Annotated in this window: 13 protein-coding genes; 1 reads left to right on the top strand and 12 read right to left on the bottom strand. The window is 73.5% G+C overall.

Translation table 11 applies throughout. The annotated features are described in order from the left end of the window. Positions 1–75 precede the first annotated feature (75 nt). Entirely contained in the window at positions 76–1,344 is a 1,269-nt protein-coding gene (ectB, locus tag LHJ74_RS28545) for a diaminobutyrate--2-oxoglutarate transaminase (RefSeq protein ID WP_260221096.1), read from the bottom strand. Positions 1,345–1,531: 187 nt separating this feature from the next. Beyond that, the gene (ectA, locus tag LHJ74_RS28540) at positions 1,532–2,131 is read right to left on the bottom strand and encodes a diaminobutyrate acetyltransferase (protein WP_260221095.1); all 600 of its coding nucleotides are present in this window, start codon (positions 2,129–2,131) and stop codon (positions 1,532–1,534) included. 465 nt (positions 2,132–2,596) lie between these two features. Here ectA and LHJ74_RS28535 point away from each other — a divergent pair, with 465 nt between their 5' ends. After that, positions 2,597–3,700: an amidohydrolase family protein gene (locus LHJ74_RS28535; protein ID WP_260221094.1), complete on the top strand. Its 1,104-nt coding sequence runs from the start codon at positions 2,597–2,599 to the stop codon at positions 3,698–3,700. An 81-nt stretch (positions 3,701–3,781) separates the two neighbouring features. Here the strand turns inward: LHJ74_RS28535 and cobC are convergent, their stop codons facing one another. From cobC to LHJ74_RS28485, 10 genes are read right to left on the bottom strand one after another with little or no spacing between them, the layout of a single operon-like run. Next, the gene (gene cobC, locus LHJ74_RS28530) at positions 3,782–4,894 is read right to left on the bottom strand and encodes an Rv2231c family histidinol phosphate aminotransferase CobC (protein ID WP_375546857.1); all 1,113 of its coding nucleotides are present in this window, start codon (positions 4,892–4,894) and stop codon (positions 3,782–3,784) included. Beyond that, entirely contained in the window at positions 4,854–5,792 is a 939-nt protein-coding gene (locus LHJ74_RS28525) for a sirohydrochlorin chelatase (RefSeq protein ID WP_260221093.1), read from the bottom strand. Before LHJ74_RS28525 ends, cobC begins: the two co-directional genes overlap by 41 nt. Further along, entirely contained in the window at positions 5,789–6,424 is a 636-nt protein-coding gene (locus LHJ74_RS28520; RefSeq protein WP_260221201.1) for a precorrin-8X methylmutase, read from the bottom strand. The genes LHJ74_RS28525 and LHJ74_RS28520 overlap by 4 nt, the downstream gene beginning before the upstream one ends. Further along, on the bottom strand, positions 6,424–8,316 hold the full coding sequence (gene cobJ, locus LHJ74_RS28515; RefSeq protein ID WP_260221092.1) for a precorrin-3B C(17)-methyltransferase: 1,893 nt from the start codon (positions 8,314–8,316) through the stop codon (positions 6,424–6,426). Before cobJ ends, LHJ74_RS28520 begins: the two co-directional genes overlap by 1 nt. Continuing rightward, complete coding sequence (gene cbiE, locus LHJ74_RS28510; RefSeq protein WP_260221200.1) at positions 8,313–9,641, bottom strand: precorrin-6y C5,15-methyltransferase (decarboxylating) subunit CbiE; 1,329 nt, start codon at positions 9,639–9,641, stop codon at positions 8,313–8,315. Before cbiE ends, cobJ begins: the two co-directional genes overlap by 4 nt. 14 nt (positions 9,642–9,655) lie before the next feature. After that, entirely contained in the window at positions 9,656–10,513 is an 858-nt protein-coding gene (gene cobM / locus LHJ74_RS28505; protein ID WP_260221091.1) for a precorrin-4 C(11)-methyltransferase, read from the bottom strand. After that, positions 10,510–11,253: a precorrin-2 C(20)-methyltransferase gene (gene cobI, locus LHJ74_RS28500; protein WP_260221090.1), complete on the bottom strand. Its 744-nt coding sequence runs from the start codon at positions 11,251–11,253 to the stop codon at positions 10,510–10,512. Before cobI ends, cobM begins: the two co-directional genes overlap by 4 nt. Beyond that, the gene (locus tag LHJ74_RS28495) at positions 11,250–13,016 is read right to left on the bottom strand and encodes a cobyrinic acid a,c-diamide synthase CobB (RefSeq protein ID WP_260221089.1); all 1,767 of its coding nucleotides are present in this window, start codon (positions 13,014–13,016) and stop codon (positions 11,250–11,252) included. Before LHJ74_RS28495 ends, cobI begins: the two co-directional genes overlap by 4 nt. Next, the gene (gene cobO, locus LHJ74_RS28490) at positions 13,010–13,609 is read right to left on the bottom strand and encodes a cob(I)yrinic acid a,c-diamide adenosyltransferase (protein ID WP_260221088.1); all 600 of its coding nucleotides are present in this window, start codon (positions 13,607–13,609) and stop codon (positions 13,010–13,012) included. The genes LHJ74_RS28495 and cobO overlap by 7 nt, the downstream gene beginning before the upstream one ends. After that, entirely contained in the window at positions 13,609–15,720 is a 2,112-nt protein-coding gene (locus LHJ74_RS28485; protein WP_260221087.1) for a putative cobaltochelatase, read from the bottom strand. Before LHJ74_RS28485 ends, cobO begins: the two co-directional genes overlap by 1 nt. Positions 15,721–15,766: the final 46 nt, after the last annotated feature.

The raw sequence follows: 15,766 nt of genomic DNA, 5'->3' as shown, positions 1-15,766 counted from the left end.
GGACGGCCCGCGAAAAGGGGGCGGCCCGTCCCATGATGAGGGACGGGCCGGCCGCTAGAGGATCGCCCGAACGGGCTAAGCGGTTTCGCGGACGGCGCGTGCCAGCACGCGCAGCCCCTCGTCCAACTCCTCGGGGGTGATGGTGAGCGAGGGCAGCAGCTTGACGACCTCGCTCTGCGGGCCGGAGGTCTCGATCAGCATGCCCAGCTCGAAGGAGCGCTTGGCGATGGCCGTTGCACGGTCCTTGTCATGGAACTCCATGCCCCACACCAGGCCGCGGCCGCGGTAGCCCACGATGCCGTCCGGGTGCTCCTCGGCGATCCCGCGCAGCGCCGCCTCGACCTGCTCACCGCGGGCGAGCGTCTGCTTCTCCATCTGCCCGTCGGTCCAGTACGTCTCCAGTGCGGCGGTCGCCGTCACGAAGGCCGGGTTGTTGCCGCGGAAGGTGCCGTTGTGCTCGCCCGGCTCCCAGATGTCCAGCTCCGGCTTGAACAGGGTGAGCGCGAGCGGCATGCCGTAGCCGCCGATGGACTTGGAGAGGGTGATGATGTCCGGCTCGATGCCCGACTCCTCGAAGGAGAAGAAGGCACCTGTGCGGCCGCAGCCCATCTGGATGTCGTCCACGATGAGCAGCATGTCGTACCGCTTGCACAGGTCGGACAGGGCGCGCATCCAGTCGGGGCGCGCGACGTTGATGCCGCCCTCGCCCTGCACCGTCTCGACGATGACGGCGGCGGGCTGGTTCAGTCCGGAACCCTGGTCCTCGAGCAGACGCTCGAACCAGATGAAGTCCGGCGTCGCGCCGTCGAGGTAGTCGTCGAACGGCATCGGGGTGCCGTGCACCAGCGGGATGCCCGCACCGGCGCGCTTGAAGGCGTTGCCGGTCACGGCGAGCGAGCCCAGCGACATGCCGTGGAAGGCGTTGGTGAAGGACACGATGGACTCGCGGCCCTTGACCTTGCGCGCCAGCTTCAGTGCGGCCTCCACGGCGTTGGTGCCGGTCGGGCCCGGGAACATGACCTTGTGGTCCATGCCGCGCGGCTTGAGGATCACTTCCTGGAAGGTCTCCAGGAACGCGCGCTTCGCGGAGGTGGACATGTCCAGTCCGTGGGTGACGCCGTCGCGCTCGATGTAGTCGATGAGCGCGCGTTTGAGTACGGGGTTGTTGTGGCCGTAGTTGAGTGTCCCGGCTCCGGCGAACAGGTCGAGATACGTGTGGCCGTCCTCGTCGTACATGTGCGCGCCCTGGGCGCGGTCGAAGATGGTGGGCCAGCCACGGCAGTAGCTGCGCACCTCCGACTCGACGGTCTCGAAGACACTTAGATCCGGCTGGGTGATGGTCACAGCTTGCTCCTGGGATGAGTCACGTGGGGAAAGTCTCTGGGGGGTGTGGTTGCCCGGATGTGGTCCGTGGTCGCCTCCGACGGCTTCGACGGGCTCCTGACTGGGCCTGACGGGCTCCCGGCCGCTCCGTGGCCCGGCCTCCGCCGCGCACCGCGCGGGGGGTCCGCGCCGGGCAGCCGGTCTGTGCTCAGGGCCGGTCGGCGCGTACCTGGTCGGCCGCCGGGGGCCGCCGGCTCACCAGGGAGGCGACCGGACCTATTCGGTACAGCACCTCAGGCTCGTGGCCGCTCTCCGGGAACAGCTCGCCTCCGAAGAGCACCTCGCGCTCGACCGCCGCGCCGTGCCGCCCGGCGTAGGAGGTGAAGAGCCGGTTCGAGGGCACGTTGTCCGGGGTCACGGTGGTTTCGACGCTTTCGACGCCCAGATCCCGGGCGGTGCGGGTGGTCAGCCCGTCCAGCATTGCCGCGGCGAGACCCCTCCCGCGCTGTGCCTGGTCGACTGCGACCTGCCAGACCAGCAGGGTGCCGGGGCGCTGCGGGCGCCGGTAGCCGGTGATGAAACCGACCGGTGCGCCGTCCGCACCTCGGGCCACCACTGAGGTGTCGGCGAAGTCACGGCACCACAGAAGGTAGCTGTAGAAGGAGTTGAGATCGAGCGTCCGGGAGTCGCGGGCGATTCGCCAAATTGCGCCTCCGTCCTCCAGTCGAGGAGTGTCGAGCTTCAGTCCCTCCGGCATTTCCAGGAAATCACTAGGGGCACGTGCATGGTCTGCTTGTGCGGCGGTCATGCGAATCAAATTTACCGAGGAGATTCTGAAACCGCATCGTCGGTTGGGGTTACGTAGGAGGGGGGTCGTATGGTATCGCGCGAGGGCGCGCAGGAGGCCAGAACGGCTGCGTTTTCGGTGGTCATATCCCTGTTTTGTGGGGTGATACGGGCACTGTGTGGAGTCCGTCACATTGATGTAACGACTGCTGCGCGCCCCTCGTCCGAGGTCTGCCGACGAAGCGGAATCTCGGTGTTTGAGGTGCCAGAAAGCGGGCAGAAGAATATGGGCGGCTACCCTCGATAAACAGTGCGAAGATCCGCTGAAGTATATCCTGAGATGAATATAGGGATAGGCTCACGCAGGTGACTTCCGGAATTCCCGGTTAATGCCGTGTGACGGCCTCGCGCAGATCCGTCGCGCGTGCGGCGTGAGTGCACGGGTGCGGGATGCCGGGCCGCGCGGCGGGATCGTACAGTGCGGGTCATGACTGACGGCGGGAATCTCCACATCAAGGGACGGGTGCTCGCGGGTCCGGAGGACGTGCGGGACGAGCTGTGGGTGGTTGACGGCCGCATCACCTACGTCCGCCCGCCGGCCGAAGCCCTCGGCCCCGACGCGGGCCGCCTCACCGGCTGGGTGCTGCCCGGTCTGGTGGACGCCCACTGCCACGTCGGCCTGGACGCCCACGGCGCGGTCGACGAAGCGATCACGGAGAAGCAGGCGCTGGCCGACCGGGAGGCAGGGGCGCTGCTGCTGCGGGACGCCGGTTCCGCCGCGGACACGCGCTGGATCGACGACCGCGAGGACCTGCCGCGCATCATCCGAGCCGGCCGGCACATCGCGCGCACCCGCCGCTACATCCGCAACTACGCGCACGAGATCGAGCCGGGGGACCTGGCGGCGTACGTGCGCCGGGAGGCGCGGCGCGGCGACGGCTGGGTGAAGATCGTCGGCGACTGGATCGACCGCGAGGAGGGCGATCTGACGCCCTGCTGGCCGCGCTGGGCCCTGGAGGAGGCGATCGCCGCGGCACACGAGGAGGGCGCCCGGATGACCGCCCACTGCTTCGCCGAGGACTCCCTCCGGGACCTGGTGGAGGCGGGGATCGACTGCATCGAGCACGCCACCGGGCTGTCCGAGGAGACGATTCCGCTCTTCGCCGCACAAGGAGTGGCGATCGTGCCCACCCTTGTCAACATCGCGACCTTCCCGACCCTCGCCAAGGGCGGGGAGGGCAAGTACCCGCGCTGGTCGGACCATATGCGCAGGCTGCACGAACGGCGCTATGACACGGTGCGCTCCGCCTACGACGCCGGTATCCCGGTCTTCACCGGCACGGACGCGGGCGGCTCGCTGGCGCACGGCCTGGTGGCCCAGGAGGTGGCCGAACTGGCGCAGGGGGCGGGCATACCGGTGCTGGAGGCGCTCTCCTCCGCCACCTGGGGCGCCCGGGAGTGGCTGGGCCGCCCGGGGCTGACCGAGGGGGCACCGGCGGACCTGGTGGTCTATGAGGCGGACCCGCGGGCGGACGTCCGCGTGCTGGCGCACCCCCGCCACGTGGTCCTGCGTGGACGGGTCATGCCGTGAGCACCCAGAAATGATCCTCGTCGGTCGACGATACGGACACCTTCGCCGCCGGACCGTGTCCGAAGCGTCGACCGACGAAGATCAGCTTCCCGCCCCGGCCGCCGACAGCGCTTGCACCAGCCGGTCGGTCGTCTCCCGGTCCCTCACCGCCAGCCGCAGCCACTCGGGCCCCAGACCGGGGAAGGTGTCGCCCCGCCGGAGGGCGAAGCCCCGCTCCCGCATACGGGCCCGCAGCCAAGCCGCGCGCGGGTGCCGTACCAGGACGAAGGGCGCCTCCGGCTGTCCCGCCGCCCGCAGGGCGGTGCGGCGGGACAACTGGTCCAACAGGTACGCGCGGTCGGCGGCGCCCTCCTTGGCGGCTTGTTCCGCCTCGGCGAGCGCCGCGGGCTCGCAGCACGCCTCCGCGGCGGCCAGGGCGGGACTGGAGACCGGCCACAGCGGCTGATGGCGGGCGAGCGCGGCAATAGTCTCCGGGTCGGACAGTGCGTAGCCGATCCGCAGGCCCGCCAGTCCCCAGGTCTTGGTGAGGCTGCGCAGCACGACGAGCCGCCCCGGCAGCCCGCCCGCGACCCGCGCCGCCAGGGACTCACGTTCGTCCGGCACCGCGTCCATGAATGCCTCGTCGACGACCAGGGTGCGGCCCGCCCGCGCCAGCGAGGCCAGCGCCCCGGCCGGGTGGAGCACCGAGGTCGGGTTCGTCGGATTCCCCACCACCACCAGATCGGCCGTGGCGAACCCCGCCTGACGCGGAGAGGGCGTGAGGCGGAAGCCGTCCCGCTCGGACAGCAGAACGCGCCGCACCGTACGGCCCGCCGCCCGCAGTGCCGCCTCGGGCTCGGTGAACTGCGGGTGCACCACGGCCGCCTCGGCGGCGGGCAGAGCGCGGGCCAGCAGGACGAACGCCTCGGCGGCACCCGAGGTGAGCAGCACGCACTCCTCGGGCAGCCCGTGGCGGGCCGCGACCGCGCGCCGCGCGGCCCGCCCGTCCGGGTAGGCGGCCAGACCCTCCAGCGAGGCGGCGATGCGGGACCTGAGCCAGGGCGGGGGCGTGCCGGCGCGGACGTTGACGGCGAGGTCCGTCAGCGAGGCGCCGGCGTCCCGCAGTTCGGCGTCTCCGTGGTGCCGCAGATCCGGCTCGCCCGGCTCGCCCGGTTCACCCTGCGTGGACATGCCCGTGCCCGTGCCCGTGCCCATGGCCGTGGCTGTGGCTGTGCCCGTCGCCGTCGTCGTCCGGGTGGTAGTGCGGCTGCTGGGGGAGGCCCACCTTGTCCTCGAAGCCGGGCAGCGCTATCCGGTAGACACAGGAGTCGCAGTTCATCCGCAGATCGCCGCCGACCGCCTCGCGGTAGCGCTCCAGCACCAGATCCGCCAACTCGTCGGTGGGCCCGAGGACATCGGCCGACACGACCTCCGTCTCCGGATTCGCCGCCGCCCAGCCCGCCGTCTGCTGCCGCACCCGCTCCGGGAGGATGCCGGTGAAGAGGAAGTAGGGCAGCACCACGACGCGGCGCGCCCCCAGGGTGCGGCAGCGGTCGAGCCCAGCGGGGACGTCGGGCGCCGCGAGCGAGACGAACGCCGTCTCCACCCCCGCGTAGCCCCGGCCCTCCCACAGCAGCCGTGCCGCCTTGTACACCTCGGCGTTCGCGTCCGGGTCGGTGGAGCCGCGCCCCACCAGCAGCACCATGGTGTCGGCACGGTCGGCGGGCGTACGCCGGGTTTCGCCCAGCGCCTCGTCCAGCCGCCGTTCCAGCACGCTCAGCAGCGCGGGATGCGGGCCGAGGGGGCGACCGTAGGTGTACGAGAGGCCGGAGTGGCGCTGCTTCTCGCGGGCGAGGGCGGCCGGGATGTCGCCCTTCGCATGCCCGGCGGAGACCAGCATCAGCGGTACGGCCGCGACGCGGCTGACCCCGGCCGCGACGAGTTCGGCGACCGCGTCGGCGAGCGGCGGCGGCGAGAGCTCGATGAAGCCGCCCGCGACGGCGAGCTCCGGGTTCCGCTTGCCCAGATCGGCGACGAAGGAGCGGAAGGCGTCGGCTCCCGCGTCGTCACGCGTGCCGTGGCCGACGAGGAGGAGTGCGGGCGGGGTGGTCACGGGTTCTCCCTGGTGGTTCGGGGTCGGGCGGTGGGGATGCTGGCGGGCGGCGCCTCGTGGGTGCCGTCCGTGTAGAGCAGGGCGTTGAGAGCGGCGGCGGCCACGGCCGAACCGCCCTTCTCCGAGATGTTGCTGACCGCGGGCAGCCCGCTCTCGCGCAGCGCCGCCTTGCTCTCGGCCGCGCCGACGAAGCCCACCGGCAGGCCGATGACCAGAGCCGGGGACGCGTGCAGACCGATGAGTTCGTAAAGCGCCGTGGGCGCGCAGCCGATCACCCAGACCGCGCCTGGACCCACCTGCTCGAAGGCGAGCCGGACGGCGTGGGCGCTGCGCGTCAGCCCGGGAGCAGCCGTGGCGTCCGCCAGCCTGCACACGGTCGGGCGGCGGGTGATCCCGGACGCGACCATCTCGACGTCGGTGACCACGCTCGCGCCGCCACGGTGCAGCGCGTCGTGCGCGGCCCGCAGGGCGCTCTCGTCGATGACCAGGTCGGTTGCGTAGCCGAGGTCGGCGCTGGAGTGGATCACCCGCTCGAGGACGGCCCGCGTCAGGGGCGGCAGGGCCGAGGTGTCGATCCGGGAGCGCAGGATGCGGTAGGACTCCTGCTCGATGGGATGGACGGTGCGGCGGATCACCGGTCACCTCCGGCGGAGCCGACGTCGGAGCGGGCATCGCCGAGGCCGTCACCGCGGGCACCGGTCGCCTGCCACCGGTAGCCGCGCGGAGTCACCATCCGGCCCGCGACGGTACGGGTCGCCGTGTTGCCCACGGTGACGACCGTCATCATGTCGACGACGGCCGGGTCGAGCCCGGCCAGCGTGCTGACCGTGACGCTCTCGTCCGGACGGCTGGCATTGCGCACCACCCCCACCGGTGTGGCCGGGGCGCGGTGCTCCGCGAGCATGGCGAGCGCACGGGGGAGCTGCCAGTCCCGGCCACGGGAGCGGGGGTTGTAGAAGGTCACCACGAGATCGGACTCGGCGACCGCGCGGACCCGCCGCTCGATGACCTCCCACGGGGTGTGCAGATCCGAGAGACTGACGGAGACATGGTCGTGGCCGAGCGGCGCGCCCAGCACCGCGGCGGCGGCCAGCGCGGCGGTCACGCCCGGCACCCCGACGACGTCGATGTCCGCACTCGCCTCGGCCAGCGCGGGCGAGGCCATCGCGTACACCCCCGCGTCACCGCTGCCGATCAGCGCCACCGCGTGGCCCGCACGCGCTTCAGAGACGGCGGTGCGCGCCCGCTCCTCCTCGGCGCCGAGGCCCGACTCCAGCACCTTGGTGCCGGGGCGGAGCAGATCGCGGATCTGGTCCACGTACTGGTCGAGGCCGACGAGTACGGAGGCACGGCGCAGCTCGGCGCGCGCCCGCGGGGTGAGCAGGTCGCGGGCTCCCGGGCCGAGACCGACAACCGCGAGCCGCCCGCGCCCTGCGCGCCTGGCCACGGCCACGGTCGCCATGGCGGCGCGGCCTGCGGGGGCGGACTTCCGCTTGGGGACGAGCAGCGCGGCGGTGCGGTCCCAAGCCGCGTCGTGTGCGGCGGTGCCGTCCGGCGTGGTGCCGTCCGGCGCCGGGCCCGGCGGGGTGGCGGCGCGCAGGGCGGCGGCCTCGGCCACCGAGGGCGTACCGACGGCCGCACGCGGCGCCTCGGAGGGATTCGGCACCTCGACGGCGGCGAGAACCTCTGCCGGATAGGTGCGCAGCGGGAGCCCGAGCCGCTCGGCCGCCGCCAGCAGCCCCGGCTCGGCGGCCTTGGCGTCGACCGTCGCCAGCTCGGTGACGGAGGCCGCGGCGAGCCCCGCGTCCGCCAGGGCCAGCGCCACGAGTTCGAGCACCTCCTCGGCCGGGACACCCCGGCTCGCACCGACACCGACCGTCAGCGACGGCGGGCGCAGCACCGCCTCTTCGGCATCCGAGGGCACGACCCTGTCGGTGACCCGGAGTACGGGCGCGCCGGAGGCGTCCGGGCCGCCGGAACCGTCCGGGCCGACGGCAACCACATGGGGCGGCAGGGCCGGAAGCGGCCACTGCGCGTCGGCCCGCAGCAGGACCGTGTCACCGTCCAGCAGGGCACGGGAGACGGCGGCGACGGCGCCCTCGACGGGCCAGCCCAGCGTGTCCAGACCGGGAATGCCGACGGCGTCCGTCGCCGTGGTGACCACCGGAGCACAGCCCGGCAGCGCGTCGGCCACCGCCTGTGCCAGCGCGTTCGCGCCCCCGCCGTGGCCGCCCAGCAGCGCCACCGCGTGCCGTTGCGCCTCGTCGACGCAGACCACCCCCGGATCGGTCGACTTGGCGGACAGCAGCGGAGCGAGCAGCCGTACGGTCGCGCCCGTCGCGAGGAAGCACACCAGCTGGTCGCACTCGCGGAAGGCACGGGTGACGGCCTCGCGCACGGTCGGCCCCTCGTACACCCTCGCCTCGCCCGGCCACACCGTGGCCAGCCGGTCACGGGCGAGCGCACCGGCGGCGGTGGCGGAGACGAGTCCGATCGATCCGGTGTCTCCGGTCAATCCAGTCAAGAGAGGGCTCCTTGGAGAAGGGAGTCGGAGGCGGAGTCGGAGGAGGGGCGTGTGCCCCACAGCACGAACACCGGGTTGATCGCGGCCAGCCGGGTGACCTCGCCCGGCAGCGGCGCCAGGCGTGCCGACTGGAGGAGGACCCCGTCGGTGGCGAAGCCCTCGTCGGACAGCGCCGCCCGTACGGCGGGCACCCGGTCCAGCGCGGCGAGAGTCACCACCACGCGGCGGCGCGCGCGGCGGGCGCAGTCGGTGACCAGGGCAGGCAGGTCCCGGCCGCCGCCTCCGACGAACACGGAGTCGGGCTCCGGCAGTCCGTCCAGTGCGGCGGGGGCCGTGCCGTGTACAACCTGGATGTCGACGCCGTGCGCGGCGGCGTTCGCCCGCACGCGGGCGGCACCCTCGCCGGTCTTCTCCACCGCGACGACCGCCGCGCCCAGCCGGGCACACTCGACGCCGACCGAACCGGAACCGGCGCCCACGTCCCACACCAGATCACCCGTACGCGGCCCGAGCCGGGCCAGCGCCAGGGCACGTACCTCGTACTTCGTGAGCATCGAATCGCGGTGGGCGAACTCCTCGTCGGGAAGCGCCCACCCCGGGGAGCCCGTGGGCCCGGCCGGCCCAGGCGGCCCGGCGACCGTGCGCCGGGCGGGTGCGACGGCGCGCGACTCGTCGAGGCAGAGGACCACGCTGACCGGCTCCGGCCAGTCCGCTTCCGCCGCCTCGACGGGCGTCAGCCGCCGCACACTCTCCTCCGCCGAGCCGAGCGCCGCCGCCACCACCAGAGTGCGCGTGAGGCCGGACCGCGCCAGCGCGGCGCCCAGCTCCGCCGGCCCCGCACCGGGCCCGGTGAGGACCGCTGTCTTCGGGTGCGCACGGCAGACGTTGACGGCGGTACGCGCGTCACGGCCGTGCGCACTCACCACCACGGCGTCGTCCCAGGGCAGCCCGACGCGCGCGAACGCCACAGCGACGGACGGCGCCGACGGCTCCACCGACAGTGCCTCCGGCCCGAACCGGGCTGCGAGCGCCCGCACGATCCCGAAAAACCCCGGATCGCCGGACGCCAGGACGACGACCCGGCGGCGGGCAGCGGAGGCGGGCGTGTCTGCGGGCATCCCCAGGGGGGCGGCGAGGTGGGCGGCGATGGTCTCCAGCGCCGGGGCCAGCGGGCCCAGCACCAGCCGCTCGGCGTCCGGCGGCACGCCGGCGGCCTCCAGATGCCGCCGCGCACCCGCCACCAGCGTCGCCCCGTACAGCGCGGAGCGGGCGGGCGGGCCGGTGGCGGTGCCGGTGCCGGTGCCGGTGCCGAGGACGGAGATCAGGGCGCCGCCTTCGCTCATCGGCTCGCCTGCCGCGAATCCTGCGCCCGCAGCACGCGCCGGGCCGCCGGATCCGCACGGCGGAAACCATGGAAGTGACCCGGGTGGTACAGATGCGAGCGCGTCCCCGACGCGGACAGTGCCGGGCCCACCAGGAAGAGCGTGTGCTTCCAGAGCTTGTGCTCCTTGACCGTCTCCTCCAGCGTGCCGACCGTGCAGTGCACGATCAGCTCCTCCGGCCACGTCGCCTGGTACGCGACGACGACAGGCGTCTCCGTCGGATACCCGCCCTCCAGCAGCTCCACGGCCAGCTGCCCCGAACGCGCGGCGGACAAGAAGAGCGCCATCGTCGTCCCATGCCGGGCGAACTCGCGCACCTCCTCACCAGGCGGCATCGGCGTCTTACCCCCGCCCAGCCGGGTCAGGATCACCGACTGCGCCACCTCCGGCACCGTCAACTCCCGCCCCACCAGCGCCGCGACCGCTGAAAAGGCAGACACCCCGGGCACGATCTCCACCTCGATGCCCAGCTCCGCACAGCGGTCCACCTGCTCCTGAGTGCCGCCCCACAGCGCCGGATCACCCGAGTGGACACGGGCGACCCGCAGCCCCTCGCGCACAGCACGCGCGTACACGGCCATGACGTCCTCCAGCGACATCGGCGCCGAATCCAGGATCTCCGCGTCCGCCCGCGCGTGCTCCAGCACCTCCCCCTGCACCAGGCTCGCGGCCCAGATCACCACGTCCGCCTCGGCGATGGCCCGCCCGGCCCGGTACGTCAGCAGATCGGCGGCACCAGGCCCGGCACCCACGATGGTCACCTTTGCCTTCGCCTGCGCCTGAACGGCTCGTGCGGTGGTGGTCTCGGCGTTCACAGCTTTCCTCCACGGGAGTCGCGGCGGGCGGGGGCGATCAGGGTGGACAGATACGGCAACGGCTCGTCACCCAGCGCGGCGGCCGGGCGGATCGACTCCTCCGGCAGCCCCAGCGCCGAACCCCAGACCGCACCCTCGGCGCGGCCCGTCGCCCGCAGCGCCCCGGCGACCTCGGCCGCACGCCGACCGAACTTGTACGCGACCACCGTGCCCGGCCCCTCCAGCGCATCCTTGAGCACCGCCGAGCCGGCGGTGACAGGCACCAGAGTCAATGGCTCCGTGCCCTCCGTCAGTACAGCCCCGCTGCGCGCCGCCAAGTCCTGCATCGCGGTGATACCGGGGACCGTCTCCACGGCGAGCCCCTCCACCAGCGCGCCGACCGTCTGCGCCAGATAACTGAATGTGGAGTACACGTTCGGATCGCCGATCGTGGCGAAAGCCACCGAACCGTGCGTGCGCAGCAGTTCGGCCACCCGCTCACCCGCCGCGTCCCAGGCCGCCTCCCGGCGCGAACGGTCCGTGCGCTCGTTCAACGCGAAGACAACACGGACAATCTTCGCAGAATCGACATAATGCAGCACCGTCGCCTCCGCGCGCCCGACCCCGGCGTCCTCCATCACCGGTACGACCACCACAGCGGCGGCGCGCAGCGCCCCCACCCCCTTCACAGTGACCAACTCCGGATCACCCGGACCCACCCCGACCCCGGTCAGCCGGGCCTCTCGCTCACGGCTGCTCATGCCGCACACCTCTCTGTGAACCGGCGGGCCAACTCCGGTGCGGCAGCCCAGTGCAGATGCAGATACGAGGCATGCACCTCGCCCTGCACGAAACCCTCCATACGGCGCTCCGGCCGGACCAAGCCCCAAGCGGGGGCGGAGCCCGTTCCGTCGCCCGCGTGCGGTTCCAGCACGGTGCGATGGAACTCGTGACCGCGCACCCTGGTGCCCGCCGTGGCCAGCACGCTGTCCTCCAGCGCGACAGCCTCGCGGTAGCCGAGAGTGAGCCGGCCCGTCATCCGCGCAGACGCGTCCAGCACGCCGCACATCGGCACGCCGTCCAACTCCCGCGCCAGGTACAGCAGCCCGGCGCACTCGGCGGCGATGGGGCCGCCGAAAGCGGCAACGGCCGCGCGCAGGGGAGCGTTGGCGGCGAGCTGCGGTGCGTGCATCTCCGGGAAGCCGCCGCCGAGGACGATGCCGCGGGTGTTCGGGGGGAGGGCCTCGTCGTGCAGCGGGTCGAAGGGGACGACGTGGGCGCCGGCGGCGCGGAGCAGTTCGGCGTGCTCGGCGTAGGTGAAGGTGAAGGCGGGGCCGCCGGCGACGGCCACGACGGGGCGGCTCTCCCCAGTCCCGCCCCTTCCCGAAACCGGGGCTTCACCCCGGACCCCGCGCCCCCGCGCCGTGCTGGCCTCCGCGCCTGCGGCGGGGTGGGTTTCCCCAGTCCCGCCCCTTGCCGAATCCGGGGCTTCGCCCCAGGCCCCGCTGCCGTGCGCAGGGGCTTCGCCCGGTGCTGCGGTGGAGCTGGGGACGCAGTCCCGGCCCCCGCGCGCCGCGGCTGCGCCCCGCGCCGGGCTGGCGTCCCCCGCGTGGTGGGTCGGGCTCTCGCCCCGCGTCGGGGCGGTGTCCGGGCCTGTGGTGGGGCGGGCTGCCGTGAGCCCGCTGCCGGGCGCCGGGGCTACGCTCCGGGTCGGGCTGCCACGCCCGCCTGTGGCGGGGGGTGCTGGGGCGCCGCGGAGGTGCGGGCGGGGGCTCGGCGTGGTGGGCGGGAGTGCGTCGGAGGGGTTCCAGGCCGCGGCGTCGAGACGTGGGGCGCTGCGGGCCAGAGCGTGCAGGGCGTGCAGGTCGCAGCCGAGGCGTACGTGTTCGCCCAGGGCCGCGACCATGGCCAGAGCTTCGGCGTGGCGTTCGGCCGCCGGGATCAGGCCGAGGTGGCGGCTGGGGACGTGCAGGGTCCCCGCGCGCCGCAGGGCGCCCAGCACCGGGACTCCGGCTCCGTCCAGCGCCTCGCGCAGCACCGCTTCGTGGCGGTCGGAGCCGACCTTGTTGAGGATCACTCCGGAGACCCGGACCTCCGGGTCCCAGGAGGCGAAGCCGTGCACCAGTGCCGCCACCGACCGTGCTTGCGCGGAGGCGTCCACCACCAGTACCACCGGTGCCCGCAGGAGTTTGGCGGTGTGCGCGGTGGAGGCCAGTTCGCCCTCGCCGCTGGCGCCGTCGTAGAGGCCCATCACGCCCTCGACCAGGGCGAGATCGGCCCCGGCCGCCCCGTGCAGGAACAGCGGCACGATCCGCTCCGGGCCGCAGAGGTACGCGTCCAGGTTGCGGCCGGGCCTGCCGGTGGCCAGGGAGTGGTAGCCGGGGTCGATGTAGTCCGGTCCCACCTTGTGCGGCGAGACCACCGTGCCGCGCGCGGTGAACGCGGCCATCAGTCCGGTGGCGACCGTCGTCTTGCCGCTGCCCGAGGAGGGTGCCGCGATCACCAGCCGTGGAACACTCACCATTCGATGCCCCGCTGGCCCTTCTGACCGGCGTCCATCGGGTGCTTGACCTTGTGCATCTCCGTCACCAGGTCGGCGGTGGCGATCAGTTCGGCGGGCGCGTTGCGGCCCGTGATGAGTACATGCTGGGTCCCGGTGCGGGCGCGCAGCACCTCGATCACCTCGTCGGTGTCCACCCAGCCCCAGTGCATCGGGTACGCGAACTCGTCGAGTACGTAGAGCTGGTAGGTCTGCGCGGCCAAGTCCCGCTTCACCTGCTCCCAGCCTTCGCGGGCCGCGTCCTCGCTGCTCAGTTCGGCGTCCCGCTGGATCCAGGACCAGCCCTCGCCCATCTTGTGCCAGTCGACGGAGCCGCCCTCGCCCGAGTCGCCGAGTACCCGCAGCGCACGCTCCTCGCCGACCTTCCACTTGGCCGACTTCACGAACTGGAACACCCCGATGGGCCACCCCTGGTTCCAGGCCCGCAGCGCGAGCCCGAAGGCCGCCGTCGACTTGCCCTTGCCGACTCCCGTATGCACCGCCAGCAGCGGCCGGTTGCGGCGCTGACGGGTGGTGAGCCCGTCGTCCGGTACGACTTCCGGCTGTCCCTTCGGCACTACGCGGCCCTCTTCCGTACGTCCTTGACCAGCGCGGACACGGTGTCCGCGCGGAGCTCGTCCAAGGTCACGGCCGGGCCGCCGCCCAGCTCTCCGGCGAGCGCGCCGGCCAGCCCGAGCCGTACCGGCCCCGACTCGCAGTCGACGACGACCGATGCCGTGCCCTCCGCCGCCAGCAGCCGCGCGGCCCGCCGCGCCCGTACGACCGGTTCCGGGCCGCCTGTGGCCCGCCCGTCGGTGACCGTGACCAGCAGCGGGCGCCGGGATGGGTCGCGCATGCGTTCGATCCGCAGTACTTCGCGGGCCTTGACGAGCCCGGCCGCCAGCGGGGTGCGGCCACCGGTGGGCAGCGTCTCCAGCCGTGCTGCCGCGGCCTCGACCGACGAGGTGGGCGGCAGCACGACCTCGGCGTCCGCGCGGCGGAAGGTGACCAGGCCGATCTTGTCGCGGCGCTGGTAGGCGTCCAGCAGGAGCGAGAGCACGGCGCCCTTGACCGCGCTCATCCGCTGCCGGGCCGCCATCGAGCCGGAGGCGTCGACGAGGAAGAGCACCAGATTCGACTCACGTCCCTCCCGTACCGCCTCCCGCAGATCGTCCCGGCGCAGCAGCAGGCCGGGGCCGGTGCGGCCACGGGTGCGCTGGTACGGCGCGGCGGCGCGGACCGTCGCGGCCAGATGGAGCGCGCCCAGCGTGCCGCGCGGGGTACGCGCTCCGGCCGTACGCCCGTGCGCGGTACGAGCGCGCGAGCGCCGTCCCGCCGCGCCCTGGCCGATGCCGGGGACGGTCAGCGGGCGGGCACGGAAGGGCTCGGAGGCGCGGGCGGGGGCTTTCTCACGGCTGTGGCCGGACGGGGAGTCGGCGGGGTCGCGGTCCGGGTCCGGCTCCTGGCCGGCGGGGCGAGGGCCGGGGAGCGCGGGGTCCTCGGAGGGCCCGGAGGGGTCGGAGGCGTCGGGGCTGCCAGGAGCCTGGTCCGGCGCCTGGTCCCGTGCCCCCTCCGGTTCCGGCCCGCTGCCGCCGTCTCCGCCGTCCTGCGGCGGCTGCCCGCCGGGACCGCCGCCGTCCGGGCTGTCCGGCCCGTCCGGGTCCGGCTCGTCGTCCGGACCGGCCTGTTCCCGCAGGGTCTCGTCGAGCTTGTCCTCGTCCAGGCCGGGTGCGTCGAAGGGCGAGCGGCGCCGCCGGTGGGGGAGCGCCAGCAGCGCGGCCTGCCGTACGTCCTCCGCCAGCACGTCCGTACGGTCCGCCCAGGCGGCGAGCGTGGCCGCGGTACGGGCCATCACGATGTCCGCGCGCATGCCGTCCACCTCGAACGCCGCACAGGTCGCCGCGATCTGGCGCAGCGCCGCGTCGCCGAGCCGCACCCGCGGCAGCAGCGCGCGAGCCGCGACGATGCGCTGCCGCAGGGCCTGCTCGTCCTCCGCCCAGCCCGCGGCGAAGCTCTCGGGGTCCGCGTCGTAGGCGAGCCTGCGCCGTACGACCTCGACCCGCTCGTCCGTCTCCCGCGAGGCCGCGATTTCGACGGTCAGCCCGAAACGGTCCAGCAGCTGCGGCCGCAGCTCGCCCTCTTCCGGGTTCATGGTGCCGACCAGCAGGAAGCGGGCGGCGTGCCGTACGGAGACGCCCTCGCGTTCCACGTAGGAGGCGCCCATCGCGGCAGCGTCGAGCAGGGCGTCGATGAGGAAGTCCTGAAGGAGGTTGACCTCGTCGACATAGAGGATGCCCCGGTGCGCCTTCGCCAGCAGGCCGGGTTCGAAGGCCTTCACCCCCTCGGCGAGGGCGCGCTCGATGTCCAGCGAGCCGATGAGCCGGTCCTCGGAGGCGCCGACGGGGAGTTCGACGAGCTGCGCGGGCCGCGCCGAGCCGGGCGTGTCGGTGTGCGGGCCGTCGGGGCACTGCGGATCCGGCGCGTCCGGGTCGCAGGAGAAGCGGCAGCCCGCGACGACGCGCAGGCTGGGCAGCAGCGCCGCCAGCGACCGCACGGCGGTGCTCTTGGCGGTGCCCTTCTCACCGCGTACGAGTACGCCGCCGATCGCCGGGTTCACCGCGTTGAGGGCGAGCCCGAGACGCAGGTCCTGCATGCCCACGATCGCCGTGAACGGGTAGGGCGTGCTCATGCTGCGGTCCCTTCCTGGGGTGCTGCGTGGGGTGGGTGGAGAGTGC

Origin of the sequence: Streptomyces gossypii, from assembly GCF_025165795.1 — a bacterium.
Lineage (GTDB): Bacteria > Actinomycetota > Actinomycetes > Streptomycetales > Streptomycetaceae > Streptomyces > Streptomyces gossypii.
This window is presented reverse-complemented; position numbering and strand designations above follow the sequence as displayed.